Annotated in this window: 16 protein-coding genes and 1 other RNA gene; 4 read left to right on the forward strand and 13 right to left on the reverse strand. The window is 68.7% G+C overall.

The genetic code is table 11. The features are described from left to right. Positions 1 to 2: 2 nt before the first annotated feature. Both VMV28_02110 and ndk read right to left on the reverse strand, forming a co-directional pair. Complete coding sequence (locus VMV28_02110) at positions 3 to 566, reverse strand: L-threonylcarbamoyladenylate synthase (protein ID HUZ79404.1); 564 nt, start codon at positions 564 to 566, stop codon at positions 3 to 5. Positions 567 to 569: 3 nt separating this feature from the next. Continuing rightward, positions 570 to 1,028, reverse strand: coding sequence for a nucleoside-diphosphate kinase (gene ndk / locus VMV28_02115; protein HUZ79405.1), 459 nt, complete (start codon positions 1,026 to 1,028; stop codon positions 570 to 572). A gap of 82 nt (positions 1,029 to 1,110) precedes the next feature. On the opposite strand from ndk, the gene VMV28_02120 reads away from it, so the two are divergent. Then, positions 1,111 to 1,947 (forward strand): class I SAM-dependent methyltransferase, encoded by an 837-nt coding sequence (locus VMV28_02120; protein ID HUZ79406.1) that lies wholly within the window; start codon positions 1,111 to 1,113, stop codon positions 1,945 to 1,947. On the opposite strand, the gene VMV28_02125 is transcribed toward VMV28_02120, so the two are convergent. Next, on the reverse strand, positions 1,914 to 2,438 hold the full coding sequence (locus tag VMV28_02125; protein ID HUZ79407.1) for a PD-(D/E)XK nuclease family protein: 525 nt from the start codon (positions 2,436 to 2,438) through the stop codon (positions 1,914 to 1,916). The genes VMV28_02120 and VMV28_02125 overlap by 34 nt on opposite strands. Beyond that, on the reverse strand, positions 2,423 to 2,689 hold the full coding sequence (locus VMV28_02130) for a hypothetical protein (GenBank protein ID HUZ79408.1): 267 nt from the start codon (positions 2,687 to 2,689) through the stop codon (positions 2,423 to 2,425). The genes VMV28_02125 and VMV28_02130 overlap by 16 nt, the downstream gene beginning before the upstream one ends. A 140-nt stretch (positions 2,690 to 2,829) precedes the next feature. Between VMV28_02130 and VMV28_02135 the strand changes: the two genes are divergently transcribed. After that, entirely contained in the window at positions 2,830 to 3,654 is an 825-nt protein-coding gene (locus tag VMV28_02135) for an aspartyl protease family protein (protein HUZ79409.1), read from the forward strand. A 56-nt stretch (positions 3,655 to 3,710) separates the two neighbouring features. Here VMV28_02135 and VMV28_02140 read toward each other — a convergent pair whose 3' ends face one another. From VMV28_02140 to VMV28_02160, 5 genes are read right to left on the reverse strand one after another with little or no spacing between them, the layout of a single operon-like run. Then, positions 3,711 to 4,133, reverse strand: a complete 423-nt coding sequence (locus VMV28_02140; GenBank protein HUZ79410.1) for a 50S ribosomal protein L24e — start codon at positions 4,131 to 4,133, stop codon at positions 3,711 to 3,713. 19 nt (positions 4,134 to 4,152) lie between these two features. Beyond that, the gene (locus VMV28_02145; protein HUZ79411.1) at positions 4,153 to 4,365 is read right to left on the reverse strand and encodes a 30S ribosomal protein S28e; all 213 of its coding nucleotides are present in this window, start codon (positions 4,363 to 4,365) and stop codon (positions 4,153 to 4,155) included. A 28-nt stretch (positions 4,366 to 4,393) separates the two neighbouring features. Then, positions 4,394 to 4,765: a 50S ribosomal protein L7Ae gene (gene rpl7ae / locus VMV28_02150; protein ID HUZ79412.1), complete on the reverse strand. Its 372-nt coding sequence runs from the start codon at positions 4,763 to 4,765 to the stop codon at positions 4,394 to 4,396. A gap of 43 nt (positions 4,766 to 4,808) precedes the next feature. Beyond that, positions 4,809 to 5,570 (reverse strand): dienelactone hydrolase family protein, encoded by a 762-nt coding sequence (locus VMV28_02155; GenBank protein ID HUZ79413.1) that lies wholly within the window; start codon positions 5,568 to 5,570, stop codon positions 4,809 to 4,811. 20 nt (positions 5,571 to 5,590) lie between these two features. Then, complete coding sequence (locus tag VMV28_02160) at positions 5,591 to 6,646, reverse strand: tyrosine--tRNA ligase (GenBank protein ID HUZ79414.1); 1,056 nt, start codon at positions 6,644 to 6,646, stop codon at positions 5,591 to 5,593. 123 nt (positions 6,647 to 6,769) lie between these two features. On the opposite strand from VMV28_02160, the gene ffs reads away from it, so the two are divergent. Next, positions 6,770 to 7,082, forward strand: an RNA gene (ffs, locus tag VMV28_02165) — signal recognition particle sRNA. An 81-nt stretch (positions 7,083 to 7,163) separates the two neighbouring features. On the opposite strand, the gene VMV28_02170 is transcribed toward ffs, so the two are convergent. Then, positions 7,164 to 7,637: an acyl-CoA thioesterase gene (locus VMV28_02170; protein ID HUZ79415.1), complete on the reverse strand. Its 474-nt coding sequence runs from the start codon at positions 7,635 to 7,637 to the stop codon at positions 7,164 to 7,166. A gap of 94 nt (positions 7,638 to 7,731) precedes the next feature. On the opposite strand from VMV28_02170, the gene VMV28_02175 reads away from it, so the two are divergent. After that, positions 7,732 to 9,084: a serine hydroxymethyltransferase gene (locus VMV28_02175; GenBank protein ID HUZ79416.1), complete on the forward strand. Its 1,353-nt coding sequence runs from the start codon at positions 7,732 to 7,734 to the stop codon at positions 9,082 to 9,084. On the opposite strand, the gene VMV28_02180 is transcribed toward VMV28_02175, so the two are convergent. The 3 genes from VMV28_02180 to VMV28_02190 are packed head-to-tail and all read right to left on the reverse strand — an operon-like array spanning position 9,081 to position 12,721. After that, positions 9,081 to 9,527, reverse strand: coding sequence for a hypothetical protein (locus VMV28_02180; GenBank protein ID HUZ79417.1), 447 nt, complete (start codon positions 9,525 to 9,527; stop codon positions 9,081 to 9,083). The two genes, VMV28_02175 and VMV28_02180, sit on opposite strands and share 4 nt — an antisense overlap. Positions 9,528 to 9,582: 55 nt before the next feature. After that, the gene (gene thpR / locus VMV28_02185) at positions 9,583 to 10,131 is read right to left on the reverse strand and encodes an RNA 2',3'-cyclic phosphodiesterase (GenBank protein ID HUZ79418.1); all 549 of its coding nucleotides are present in this window, start codon (positions 10,129 to 10,131) and stop codon (positions 9,583 to 9,585) included. Positions 10,132 to 10,144: 13 nt separating this feature from the next. Continuing rightward, complete coding sequence (locus VMV28_02190; protein HUZ79419.1) at positions 10,145 to 12,721, reverse strand: hypothetical protein; 2,577 nt, start codon at positions 12,719 to 12,721, stop codon at positions 10,145 to 10,147. Positions 12,722 to 13,167 lie beyond the last annotated feature (446 nt).

The following is a 13,167-nucleotide window of genomic DNA, read 5'->3' on the forward strand; positions in this document are numbered from 1 at the left end:
GCTCACTTCCGTTCGCGGATCGCTGGAACTCCCCGGGTCAGATCGACCAGCGTCGAGGGGGCCCCGGAGGGAGCGGGATCGGAAGGAAGGTACATCGCCACCTCATCGCCAAAGATGCGACGAGCCTCGCTCGCGGTCCGTGCCGGGCGCTCCCCGTGGCGGTTCGCGGACGTCGCCGTGATCGGTCCGGCGTGCTCGGCGAGCGATCGGGCGAGCGGATGGTCCGGGATCCGGATTCCCATCGAGGCTCCCCCGGCGATCGCCGGCGCGAACTCCCGCCGCGCGCGCGCGGAGGGCGGGGCGAGGATGGTGTACGGCCCGGGAAGGTGGGTGCGCACGAACGACCGACCTTCTTCCGAGAGCTCGGAGTACGGCTCGAGCTCCTCGAAGGAGGAGAACGCGACCGAGATCGGCTGACCGGTGGCGCGGCCCTTCGCGCGCACGAGCGACTCGACCGCTGCGAGATTGGTCGCCGGCACCGCGAGGCCGTAGAGGGTGTCGGTCGGGTAGCCGACGATGCCGCCGGCTCGAAGAGCCCGCACGGCCCGTGGGATCGGATCGGTCATCGCCTACTGGTACTCCACGCCGACGCGCTCGTAGCTGAGATAGTCTCTCTCCGTGAAGTACAACGCGAGCTCCCGCGCAGCCGACTCCGGAGAATCGGAGGCATGGATCAAGTTCGACGTCATGGCCAGAGCGAGGTCGCCCCGCACCGTTCCCGGGGCCGCGGTTTGAGGGTTGGTGGCGCCGATGAGCAGGCGGACGGCCCCGATCGCCGAGCGGCCTTCGACCGCCATCGCGAAGACCGGCGCCGAGGTGATGTGGGCCACGAGGCCCGGGAAGAACGGCTTGCCCTTGTGCTCGGCGTAGTGGCGGTCGGCGAGCTCGGGAGTCACTCGCACGAGGCGCGCGGCGATCAACTTTAGTCCCTTGCGTTCGAGCCGACCGACGATCTCCCCCACCAGTCCCCGGCGCACCCCATCGGGCTTCACGAGAACGAGCGTGCGCTCGATCGAACCTTCTGCCATCGAGCCGGCGAGCCCGGCACCCATGAAAAGGTTGCCGCGGACGACGCCGTTATTGCGCGGCATGCTCCCGGTGCGGGCCGGCATGGTGGACGGCAGGATCCCCGATCGACGCACCCACCGCGCGGTCCGCGGCTTCGATCGTTCCGCACCCACGTACGAGCGAGGGCGTCCGGACTATCCTGCCGAGGTGATCGAACTCCTCGCCCGCGTCCTCCACCTTGGGCCGGGACAGACGATCGTCGAGCTCGGGAGCGGGACCGGGAAGTTCACTCGCGCCTTGCGGCCCCTCCGGGCCGCGCTCGTCCCGGTGGAACCTACGCGCGGAATGCGGGAGGAGTTCGCCCGCCGTATCCCGGACCTGCCCGTGTTGGACGGCACCGCCGAGGCAATCCCGGTCCCGGACGGCTTCGCCGACGCGGTCCTCGTCGCCCAGGCGTTCCACTGGTTCCGGGCCCGCGTCGCACTCCGCGAGATCGCGCGGGTTCTGCGGCCCGGAGGCGGCCTCGGTCTGGTCTGGAACATGCGCGATGAGCGCGTGCCGTGGATGCGGGAGTTCACGCAGATCCTAGAAGATTACAACTGGGGCGTTCCCCGCACCCGACAACGGCGCTGGCGTCCGGCCTTCGAGCGGGGTGGGATCCCGTTCGGACCGTTGCACCATCGGACCTTCCACCATATTCAATGGGTCCACATCCCCGGGGTCGTCGCGCGTGCCCTCTCCGTGAGCATGATCGCGGTCCAGCCGGTCGCCGAGCAACGCAAGGTCGCCCGCCGCATCCGCGAACTCCTCGCTTCCGATCCCATGACCCGAGGCCGGCGGCTGATCGACATCCCGTACCGTACCGAGGTGTACTGGTGCCACCGCACCGAAGCCCGTCCCCGGAGTCACGCGGCGCGCACGTCGCACCCGTACCGGTAACGGCACCCGGCACAACGGCGGGGCGATGGGCGCGCTCGACCGTCGTACGGGAGCGCGACCTCGCGTCGCAGCGCGAGGAGCCGCTGCCGTTGGTCCTCTCCCCAATCGATCCGGAACTCTCCTCCGTCGGAGTATCGGAGCACCCCGTACGGCACGGGCACGTCGGTCGTCTCCTCGACCAGGAGGCAGTACGCCCAGACCTGGACGACGTGAGAGAGCGGCGGACCGTTCGGCGGGCTTGTGCGGCTCTTGATCTCGATCGGTACGATCCGACCGTCCCGGGTCCGGCGCAAGGAATCCGGACGCCCGACGAGGCGGTAGCGATGCGAGATCAACGGGGCGTTCCTTCGCCGTCCGTCATCCACCGCGATCAACTCCCCGTGGACCCGATCCCGGGCGCGTCGATGGAGCGAACGGACGCTGGCTACGAGCGCCGTCACCCCGACCACGGCGAGCCCGAGAAGGAGGGTGATCGTCAGCGAAGCGACCATGCCCAAATCCCCACGATCACGAGAAGGAGGAGACCGAGGCCCGCGAGGGCGAGGTAGGTTCCCGCGTGCGAGTCCCGTGTCTCCTCGGAGCGAAGTTCGCGCACGTGGTAGCGTCGGCCGGCCTCCGCCCGATGGCTTGCGCTTCGGGGGATCTCGCCCGGTGGAGGGTGCTCCCGGTACCAGTACGCTCTCGGGCAGTAGGTGTACTCCGCCAGATCGCTCGCGGAGGCCCACGGGATCTCGGGATCCACGAGGCGAACGGTCCGGCGCGGGACTTACCTCTTCTGCTCCACGGGAACGCGCCTGCGCGCGCGAGCATCGCTGAAGGCGGCGTTCCCAGGTCGATTTCATATCGACCGGTTGAGCTCGGGGGCCAGACTCCGGGAGATCGATGGAGGAGATCGTGCGCTTCGAGCGAGTGGCCGGGCACCTCGCCGCAGTGCCCGTTCAGCTGGGCCCGTCGATCGAGACGCGATTCGTCCTCGATACCGGGATCGGCCTCAACCTCATCTCGAGCGCGCTCGCGACTCGCATCGGGGCACGTCGGACCGGTGCGATCCATACGGGCCAGCGGATGTCCGGGCAGGCGGTCTCCGTTCCGCTCGTCACGATCCCCCGACTTTCGATGGGCCCCCACCACCGGGACCATGTCCCGGCAGGGATCCTCGACCTCGCGGGGTTATCCGCGCAGTTCGGGGTGGATGGGTTTCTCTCCTTGCAGTTCTTCGAGAGCACCGCCTTCACGATCGGCGGGCCGGGCCGAACCATCTATCTTCCTCAGCGAACACCGGCCGGCCCGGGAACCGCCGCCTCCTTCGAAGTCCCGATCCGGATCGACCGCGACGGCCCCTCGGTCAGCGCGTTCACGGACCTGCGGTTGCCGAACGGTCGCCGCGCGAGCGTGGAGATCGATAGTGGATCGGACTCCCTCATCCTGAACGCGAGGTTCCTCGCGGACCTCGGCCTACGCGCCGATGCGGAAGGCGTGCGGACGGTGCAAGGAACGGACGAGACGGGCTATGCGTATACCCGACGCTTCGCTCGGATCCCCGATCCCGTAAGCCTCTGGGATGCGCCGAGCATCTCGCAACGCGACCTCGACGTGATGTTCCAGGAGATCATGTACGATGGTCTCCTCGGTGACGCCTTCCTGAGACGGTACGATGTTACCTACGACGTTCCTCGCTCCCGGGTGACCTTCGCCGAAGCCCCGTGAGCGGGGTTGGACCTTCGTCCGATCGATTGCGCACCTAGATTCGCAGAGCCGGTCGTCTACGGCGAGGCGGAATCCGCATCCGCGGCTTCGGCCTTCGGTCGCCGTCGTGTCTTCGGCTTCGTCTCGGGGGCCGGGGTCGCCGGTGCAGGGGTCTCGGGCGCAGCGGGTTCGGGCGCGGGCTCCGCAAGCTCCGGGGCCGGTGCCCCGGGTGCCGGCGCTGTCGGCTCGGGCTTCTGGGCAGCCTTGGCCGCCGCCGCCCGGTTCTGCGCGGCCCGGCCTCCCGTCTGTTCGGTCGCCTTCTTCTGAGCGTGGGCGCGGGTCCACTTGCGGCGGTGGCCGACCCGGCCGAGATGGAGCTGCTGCTTACGGCAGGAACCGGAGCAGAAGTTGTAGACGGTGCCGTCCCGCTTGACGAACATCATGCCCGTGCCGGGCTCGATCTCGTCCGCGCAAAACGAACACTGGCGCTTGACGACCATCGGATCCCCTCCAGTTTCCTTAGCGGATCGAGAGCTTTCGCGCTTCGCGCGCGGTCTCCCGCAGCAACAGCACGTCCCCGAGCCGGATCGGGCCGGCGACGTTGCGCGTGATAATCTTGCCGCGGTCGCGGCCGGCGAGCACGCGGACCTTGACCTGGGTGGCCTCGCCGGCCATGCCGGTGCGGCCGATCAGCTCGACGACTTCCGCCGCGCTTCCCTTGTCATCTGCCATCGCCTGGACCTCGCTCGTTCCGAGTTCGTTACTTCTTCAACGTCGGGAACGCGTTGATGAGTTCTTCGAGCAGGGCCTTCGCGTCGCCGGGTTCGACGATCGCGATGGAGGCGGCGGACTTCGTGAGGCCGGCCGACTGGCCGAGCCGCTGCTTCTTGTTGACATACACGTACGGAATCCGCTTCTCCTCGCAGAGCATCGGGACGTGGACCAGGATCTCGACGGGGTCGACGTCCTCCGCCATCACCACGAGCTTGGCCTCGCCCCGCTCGCTCGATTTGGTGACCTCGTTGGTCCCCACCCGGATCTTCCCGGTCTCGCTCGCCACTTGCACGAGCTGGAGGGCCTTGTCGGCAACGTCGCTCGGGGTCTCGAACCGTACGTAGATTGGTCGCGCCATGTTGTACCTCGCGTCAGCGGAACCCCCGAAGGGAATCCTCGGCTCACGGGTGGGAGCGCGTAGGGGGACCGCTACTTAAGGCTGGCGAGGGAGCGGACGCCGCCGCCTCCGCTGAGGGCAGGTAGCCGGTTTCGGAGCGTACCCGGGCGAGGAATTCGAGGGTGCGCTTCCAGGCGTCGTTCGCGGCCCGATCCTCGTGCCCTTCCCAACCCGGGCGTTGGAACGCGTGACGAACCTGGGGGTACACCTGCACGTCGACCCGTCGCTTGGCATGGTTGAGAGCGGGCAGGAGCGCGGAGAAGGCCCAGCCCGTGACCTTCTCGTCGTCCGAGGCCAGGATCAGGAGGAGCGGCCCCCGGAGTCCGTTGACCTCCTGCGGGTGTTCGATGCGGCCGTAGGAGTCGACGCAGAAATCGAACGGGAGCCGACAGGCCCCGAGGAGCGCGTACCCACCACCCATGCTGAAGCCGATCACGCCGACTCGCGCCCCCGGATCGAGCCGTGCGGCGACCTCCGCCCTCGCCCGGTCGAGCATCGCGAGCACGTGGGCCTCCGTGAGCGCGCCCTGCATCGCGAGCGCTCCTTCCAGGCTCTGGGCCGTTCGGCCGCCGTAGAGATCCACCGCCACGGTGGGGAATCCCTCGTGGGCGAGGGATGCCGCGACCCCCCGGATGATGGGAGTGTAGCCGAAGATCTCGTGGACGAGGACGAGCCCGACCGGCCCGCCGCGACCGAACGCTTCGAATCCCCCGGGCGCGGTCCCTTCGGGCATGGGCGAGGCCTTTCGCAGACCCCAGCCCCCCATGGGGCTCCTACGCTATCTAACTAGGGAAGGCCGAGGAACGAGGTCGGGGAGACCTCGGGGTGGTCGGTGAAGTAGCGGCGGACCGGTTCGATCAACTGGTCGAGCCCGACCACCACCCCCGACTTCAGGTCCTGGGGGTGAAGCTTCCCGGACTCCCACTCGGCCCGGAAGCCGGCCGAATCCTGGAACGTGAGGGGTCCGCCGTACTTCGCGGCCCGAGGGATCTCGATCGACCCGAGCCATGGGAGGATCACGTACTCCACCAGCTCCACGACCGGATTCCCTGCGACCTGCTTCGCGGGGCAGAACGCCCCGGCGATACGCGCGGCGATCTCCTCGGAGGGAGCCGGCAGGGTGATCGCGGTGGCCGGATCCGATTTCGACATCTTGCCCTCGAACGCGCCGCTAGAAGGATCCATCCGACCCCCGCCCTTCAGCGAGGAAAGGAGCGGCGTGTGGATGCCCACCGGAGTGGGCCACCCGCGCTGGTGTGCGACCTCGCGCGCCAGCACGTGGGCCCGTCGCTGGTCCATCCCACCGTAGGCGATGTCGACGGGAAGTTCGAAGATGTCGGCGACCTGCATGGCAGGATAGAACAGCTTGGAGGTGTCCAGCGTCGCCTCCTCCTCGTTGCGGCCCATGATCGACATCGCTCGCTTCGTTCGGGCGAGGGTGGTCGATTTCGCGACCCGAACGACCCGGGCCCAGTAGTCGGCGCGGTCCGTCAGTTCGCTCGCCCATCGGAAGCGGGCGCGGTCCGGGTCGACCCCGAGAGCGGTAAAGCCGGCCTGCATGTAGCGACCCGAGGCCCGGATCCGCTCGAGATCGCCCCCGAGCTTGTCGTTGATCCAGGCGTGCCAGTCGGCGAGGAAGACGGTCACGTCGCACCCCGCCTCCTGCAGATCGCGGATCTTGCGCGTGGTGATGAAGTGGGCGACCGTCAGCATTCCCGACGGCTCGAAGCCGATGTACGCCCGCGGCCGGTCGTTCGTGGCGACGAGGGCGCGTAGCTCCTCCGTGGTGAGCACTTCCTGGGTCCGCCGACCGATGCGCTCGACCCGCTCCTCGGTATCCACGACCCGCGCGAGGGAGGCCACGCTATTTACCTGTCGTTTCGACCGCGCTCGGCGGGCAGGTGCGGGCCGGCGGTTCCCTCCTCCCCGGGACCCATGCTAAATACGGTGACGAGGTTGGTTCCCCGCTAGGCTTGACCGGGGGGTTGGGCGTCCCCTTGTACACCGAAACCGTCCTTAGCGGGGGTGACAGGTAGGAGCGACGTTCGGGGGAGGAGTACGTCTTGCGTTGCTTCGTCGACGCTCTGTTCCACTGGGCCGCGGGCACTGCGATGAACGCTCGGAGGAGCGATCTAGCGGTTATCCATCACGGGCACCGGGTCAGGTCCTGACGGGAGCAGCCTTACCGTGACCCGTCGACGCTGGTGGGGCGACGGGGCTGAGGAGCGCGCAAGATCAACGCACACCTTCTCCGGGCGGCTATCCTATCGGCCTAGCACGCCCACCCTCGCGCGAAGTGCAGCACCCCCACCCCCCTCTTTCCAGTGGAGATTCCCGGCTGGTCCCGCAGAGCGGGGGCCTACCAGCCTTCGCTAGCGGGGTCGACCGCGTGGCGTTCCATCGCGCGCCGGCGATCCTCGGGGATCGCTTTCTTCTCCCCTTTGGCGTAGTCGTAACAGACGACGACCGAACGACCTCGGGCGACGACCTCCTTCCCTCCCTTCCGGGAGAACCGGTACAGAAGAACGAAGCTCGTTCGCCCGAGCGGTCGAGCGACCGTGACCTCTCCGAGGATCTCCTCTCCGTAGAGGACCGGTGCGAAGTATCTGCAGGAGGCTTCTGCGATGATGATGTCGAGTTGAGAGGGATGGAAGTGAGGAGGAGGAGAGTTCGAGAGGAGCGGCAGATAGTACTCGCAACGCAGCGTCTCCATGAAACCGAAGTACGTGGCGTGATTGAGGTGCTCGAGAACGTCGAGGTATCGGTACTCGATGTAGAATCGTCGTTGAGTAGGCCAGGGTACGGTGGGCTCGGGAACGATCGGGGCCGTCATCCGCCCGGGTCCACGGGGTTGGCGAATATATGGGTGGGGGCGTAACGGAAGCGGAACGTGGGGCCCGTGCGCCCCGCGTGGAGCAGCGAAGGCCATGACCGGTTCCAGTGGAAAAGGAGGGGTGGGGGGGACTACCGCGCCGGCTCCGGGAGAGATGGCCGGGGTCGTGCAACAGATCCGGCAGACCGTCCGCCATCACTCCGCCCGCTTCGAGGCGGCGATTCCGCTCATCGCGAGCGAGAACCTGTTGTCACCGTATGCGAAGGAGCTCCTGATCAGCGACTTTCACTCCCGGTACGCGGAAGGACTGCCCGGTGAGCGGTACTACGAGGGGAACGAGGACGTCGACCGGGTCGAGAACGTCTGCCTCGACCTCGCGCGCCGCCTCTTCCGGTGCTCGTTCGCGGACGTCCGCCCCATCTCGGGCACGGTCGCGAACCTCGCGGTTCTGAAGGCACTCGCCGAGCCGGGCGATCTGGTCGGAACGAACCGGCTCGCGAACGGGGCGCACATCTCGAGCGCGTCGTTCGGCGCGTTCGGGCTCCGGGGGGTCAAACCGGTCTACTACGCCTGGGATGAAGAGCGCATGACGATCGACGTCGCGAAGACGCGCGAGATCCTCAAGGCGGTTCGGCCGAAGCTCTGTCTGTTCGGACTCTCGGTGTTCCTGTTCCCGCAGCCGATCGAGGAGCTTCGGAGCACGCTCGAGGAGATCGGCGCGAAGGGCTGGTACGACGCGGCCCACGTACTCGGCCTGATCGCCGGTGGGCAGTTCCAAGACCCGCTCCGCGAGGGGGCCACGGTCATCTCCGCCTCGACCCACAAGACGCTCCCCGGCCCCCAGCACGGGATACTCCTTGGGGAGACCCCCGATGAGGAGACGGTCCGGCGCCTGCAATCCGCCGCGTTCCCCGGCGTCACGAGCAACCACCACCTCCATACCATGGCGGCCCTCGCGGTCAGCCTCGCCGAGCACATCGAGTTCGGCCGCGACTACGCGCGGCAGACGATCGCCAACGCCCAGGCGCTCGCGCAGGCGCTCTACGAGCGGGGCTTCGAGGTCCTCGCTCCGAAGCTCGGGTTCACGCGCTCCCACACGATCGCGGTCCGGGTCGCGCGCGAAGGCGGAGGGGAGACGGTCGCGCATCGGCTCGCGGACGCCGGCATCATCACGAACAAGAATCTGCTTCCGGGCGACGCGAGCCCGAAGCATCCACAGGGGATCCGCCTCGGAACGCCCGAGCTCACGCGCGTGGGAATGACCGAGAAGGAGATGGTCCGTGTGGCCGAACTGTTCGAGATGCTGCTCCACCAGGGCCAGTCGACGGAGGACGTCCGAGAGGCGGCGACCGCGCTCAAATCCCCGTTCACGACCATCCGCTACTGTTTCGGTGCCGGCGAGTCGGCGTACCGGTACTACGACTTAGTCGGCCGAGATCCGAGCTAGAGCCCTTCTCCACTCCCCGCGCCCGGGGGCTCCTCGAGGTACAGCTCCGCGCGACGATCGACCCGCCGTCGAGCTCGCGCGGTGTCGATCGTTACCCGCGGTAGCGGCTCCGTGCTCTCGATGAACACGGCCCGTCCTTCCCGATCCAGCGTCGCGTGCAGGCTGCCGTCGGCGACCATCGATCCCAACCAATCCGCGAGCCGTTCCGGCCCCGGCGAAGGTCGAAGACGATCGCGCAAGGCCGCGAAGTCGAGCGGGCCGTATCGCGCGAGGGCATCGCGGACGGACTGACGGCCCCAGACCAGACGCTCGAGTTCGCGGGCGTGCTGGCCCCGGTGGGGTCGTGCGCGCCAGAGAAGTCCGGTCGCGGCCACGGCGCCCCCTCCGATCAGAGCACCTCCCAGGAGCGGCAGCATGCCGCGTGGGAGGACGATGGGGTCCATCTCCCGGAGCTACAGCGCGGACGATGAAACGTGAGGACCGCGCGGGGGACCGGCCTCAGGCGAGTTCGGAGTGGCTTCCCAACTCCACGCTCGCGATCGTGCGGTGGATGGGCCCGTCTCGAGTGAGCGTGCTTTCCTTGAGTGCGATCGCACGGACGAAAACGGAGAGCGGGCCCGGTCCCCCACCGCCGGCCAACACCTCACGGGCGATTGCGCGTTCGACATCCGAGCGGACCCTGAACCAGGTGAGGTGCGGGACGAACGGACGGTCCTCCGAGGGGAACCCAACCCGAGAGAGGCGACGATCGAGATTGGCGACGAGGTCGATGAGGGCCTCCCGACCATCCGTGATCCCGCGCCACACTACCTTCGGGTCACGCGGGGAGGGGAATGCTCCGATCCCTTCGATCGTGATCGAGAACGGCGCCGACTCTCGGGCTACCTCCGATAAGGCATCGACGACCGCAGGGACCGATGCGGCGGGCAGGTCCGCGAAAAAACGCAACGTGAGGTGATCCGATGGCGGGATCGCCCGCTCGCTCGAGGTGATCGGGGCGGCCGAGGGAAGGTCGATGGCGACGAACGCACGCATCGCCGCTCCCATGGAGCGGAGCCATCTATCGATTGTCGCCCCCCGATCTCACCGCGCAACCGGCCAGGGTCCACACCTGAGCCCGGTCGATCCCCACCCCCTCCTCCCGAAGCACCGCGCGCACCCGCCGCGCCCTGAGGGCATCGGAGACCAGGAACAGCGCGAAGGTGTCGTGGCGAGCCGCCTTGCGAAGACCGTGCCGTATTCGTTCCCGACGGAGCGCACCCGATACTTCCGCCTCCACGTGAACGTTCTTTCCGTGAAAGAATCGCCATGCCCATTCCGTGCGTGCGCGATCGATCGCCACCGCGAGCTCGCTTGGGGGACGACGCTGGAGGGGATCCGCGAGGAGACGAAGGCGCGCGTCCGGCAGCGTCGTGTCGAAACGACCCTGGCGGACGATCTCCAGACGGTGACCCTTGCGTGCGAAGATACGGAACGCCGCGAGGAGGAGGGCGCGGTGCTCCGCGGACTCCCGGACCGCTCCGGTGGGGGCCCCGAGACCGAGGATGCGTTCGCCGCTGGGGGTGAGCCGGCAGCCCTCCTCGGTCCGCTCGATCCACCTCCGCCGCTCGATCTGCGTCCAGCGGTCCAGGAGCCGGGCCGCGTCGGGAGAACTGCCGGGAAGCTCGAGTGCGCGACCGACCGCCTCTTCGGGTGGAAGCGGACGGCCCTGTTCCGACGCCGCGAGGACCGCGAGCAGCAATCGCTCGCTGGCCAGGTCGGGGCCCTGAGGGGTAGCCTCGGTCGTGTCGAAGGCGACGCCGTACGCCCGCTGAGTCCGGCGGACGGTCTCCAACCAGGCCGCCGGGTCCGGCTCGGGCGGGTTCGAGACGAGCAAGGTCGATCCGGCCCGACCGGTCCCGGAGTCGATCGCGATGGCCTCCCCGATCGGAAGTGTCGCGAGCTGCTCCGGAGCGTCGCGTGTCGATAGGCCGAGCCAGCGCGCGGTGCCGACCGCTCCCGAGCGCGGGACCCGGAAGCTCAGGTGCGCTCCGACCGCACCGGTGGCGGCCTCACGCGCCTCCCGACCAAGCCGGGAGGGGAACTGGGTCGAGACGATCGCGCGGACGCCGAACTTGCGACCCTCGGTGAGAACCTCGGCCAGGAGCGGCGGCGAGAACCCCTGGGCTTCGTCCAACAGCAGGAGCACGGGGGCTCCCGTGCCGTCGCCCGGCGATCGGGCGGCGATCCCCAGATAGATTCTCGCGAGCAGGAGGGTGCCGGCGAGGGCCGCGGCCTCGGGGCCGAGTTGGGCGAAGGAGAGCCGAACCAACAACGAACGACGGTCGGCGAGGACGGAGGGGATCGACACCGCATGGTCCGACGGTGCGAGGAGCTCGCGCAATTCGGGCACCAGCGTGATCTTGGAGAGGCGGGTCGCGGCCGACCAGAGAAAGTCCGGCTGTCGCTTGAGCAGAGGACCGAGCTCCTCGAGGAAGCCCGCAAGTTCGGGCCGTTGGGTGGCCAGTCGCGCGGCCTCCCTCCGGTCCGGATTGGACAAGAGGTCGGCGAGGTCGACGAGCGAGCCCGATTGCTCCTGCGCGAGCCGAACGAACGTGTCGAAGATCCGCTCGAGGCGGAACCCCCAGTACATCGCCTCTCCGTCCGGCGTGAGCCGCTTCAGGGCGGCCACTAGGTGGGCCGCAGATCGATCGTCGCCTTCGCGTGGACCGCGTGCGAGAACGTCGATCCCCGGCACGGGACGCTGGGCGACGTCGACGGCAACGACCCGATCCCGCTCGGGGAGGCTGAGGCGGGAGACGATCGCGACCGAAAGGTCCCCATGCAGGTCGAGTGCCACCACCGAGCGACCTCGACGGATCGCCGATGCGGCGACCTCGGCCAAGAAGGTGGTCTTCCCCGCCCCGGAGGCCCCGAAGGCACAGAGGTGACCTCGTTCCCAGGGGAAGGAGCGCGCGCAACGAGCCGGTGGAGGTAGCTCCGGGCTGGGTGCGATCGGGTACGGCGTGCATAGGGTCCACGCGGAACGGGGGAGGGCACCTACGGTTCGCCGTCTCCATTCGCGCCGGGAGCGGAATCGAGAGAGCGCGTGCGGGTGGCAAGGGCGATCGAGGGCGTCGGCCCACTGCCGGGCGAGGGCGAGGCCCGTGGTCCGATACGCCGGCTCGAGGGTGGAGGGGTCCGGAGTCGCGACGCGAAAGCGACGTGCGATCCACAGGGCGCCTTCGGGAGCGCGTAGCCAGTACGTCTGGATTCCCGCCCACGCTCCGTCCGCGGGCTGCAACACGACGGCCCCGGCGGGAACTTCGGGCGGAGGTCGATCTCCCGCCTTGGAACGGGATGGCGACACCCGCAGCACCCCGGAGCGTTCGCACCAGTCCGGCGGCGGATCGAACGGGGCGGGAGCGATCGACTCCCGTGTGGTCGCACGGGCCGCGCCGGTTCCGTACACCAGCGACCGGAGGGAGCTCGGACGGATCGTGATCTGCGGAGGAGCGCCCGCGATCCGCTGTTCGAAGACCGCCCCGGCGGGATCCGAAGCCGTCACGATCGCACGTGCGAGGTTCTGGTAGAGTCGCGCGCGGATCTCTGGGGGCCCGGTGCATCGGAGCGTGACGACCGACCGATCCACGGTCATGGGGACCTCGATCCTCGTGCGACCGGAGGCTCCGCGCGAAGGCGGTCTTGTCGTGTTCGGCTTCGAACGGGTTCGGTGGGAAGTGGTTCTCTGGGCATCCCTATGGGATTCATGGTCTCTCCAAAGCCCGGCGGCGCGCACGAGGGGTTCCGCGGACGCTCGGGCGGACGTCGCGGTGGGAACTGCAATCTCGACGGAGGGTCGCCGTGGATCCGGCCGGGCCGAGGCTCGCCGTAGCCGGATGCGAGTGGTCGATTCGCGCGTTCCGGTTACGTCCGGTCAGGCGAGCGGTCCACGGTAGGCACGGGCGGGTCGGCAAGGCGGTGCCCTGCGGAGCGGCCGGTGCGAAGCGGGGGTCGTCGGATCGATCCACGTCGGCGAGGAGTCGGCTTCCAAGGGGAGGGAGCGGGGACCTGCGTTCGATGGAGGGGATCCGTTCATGCAGC

Source organism: Thermoplasmata archaeon (genome assembly GCA_035532555.1).
GTDB lineage: Archaea > Thermoplasmatota > Thermoplasmata > Lutacidiplasmatales > UBA184 > Lutacidiplasma.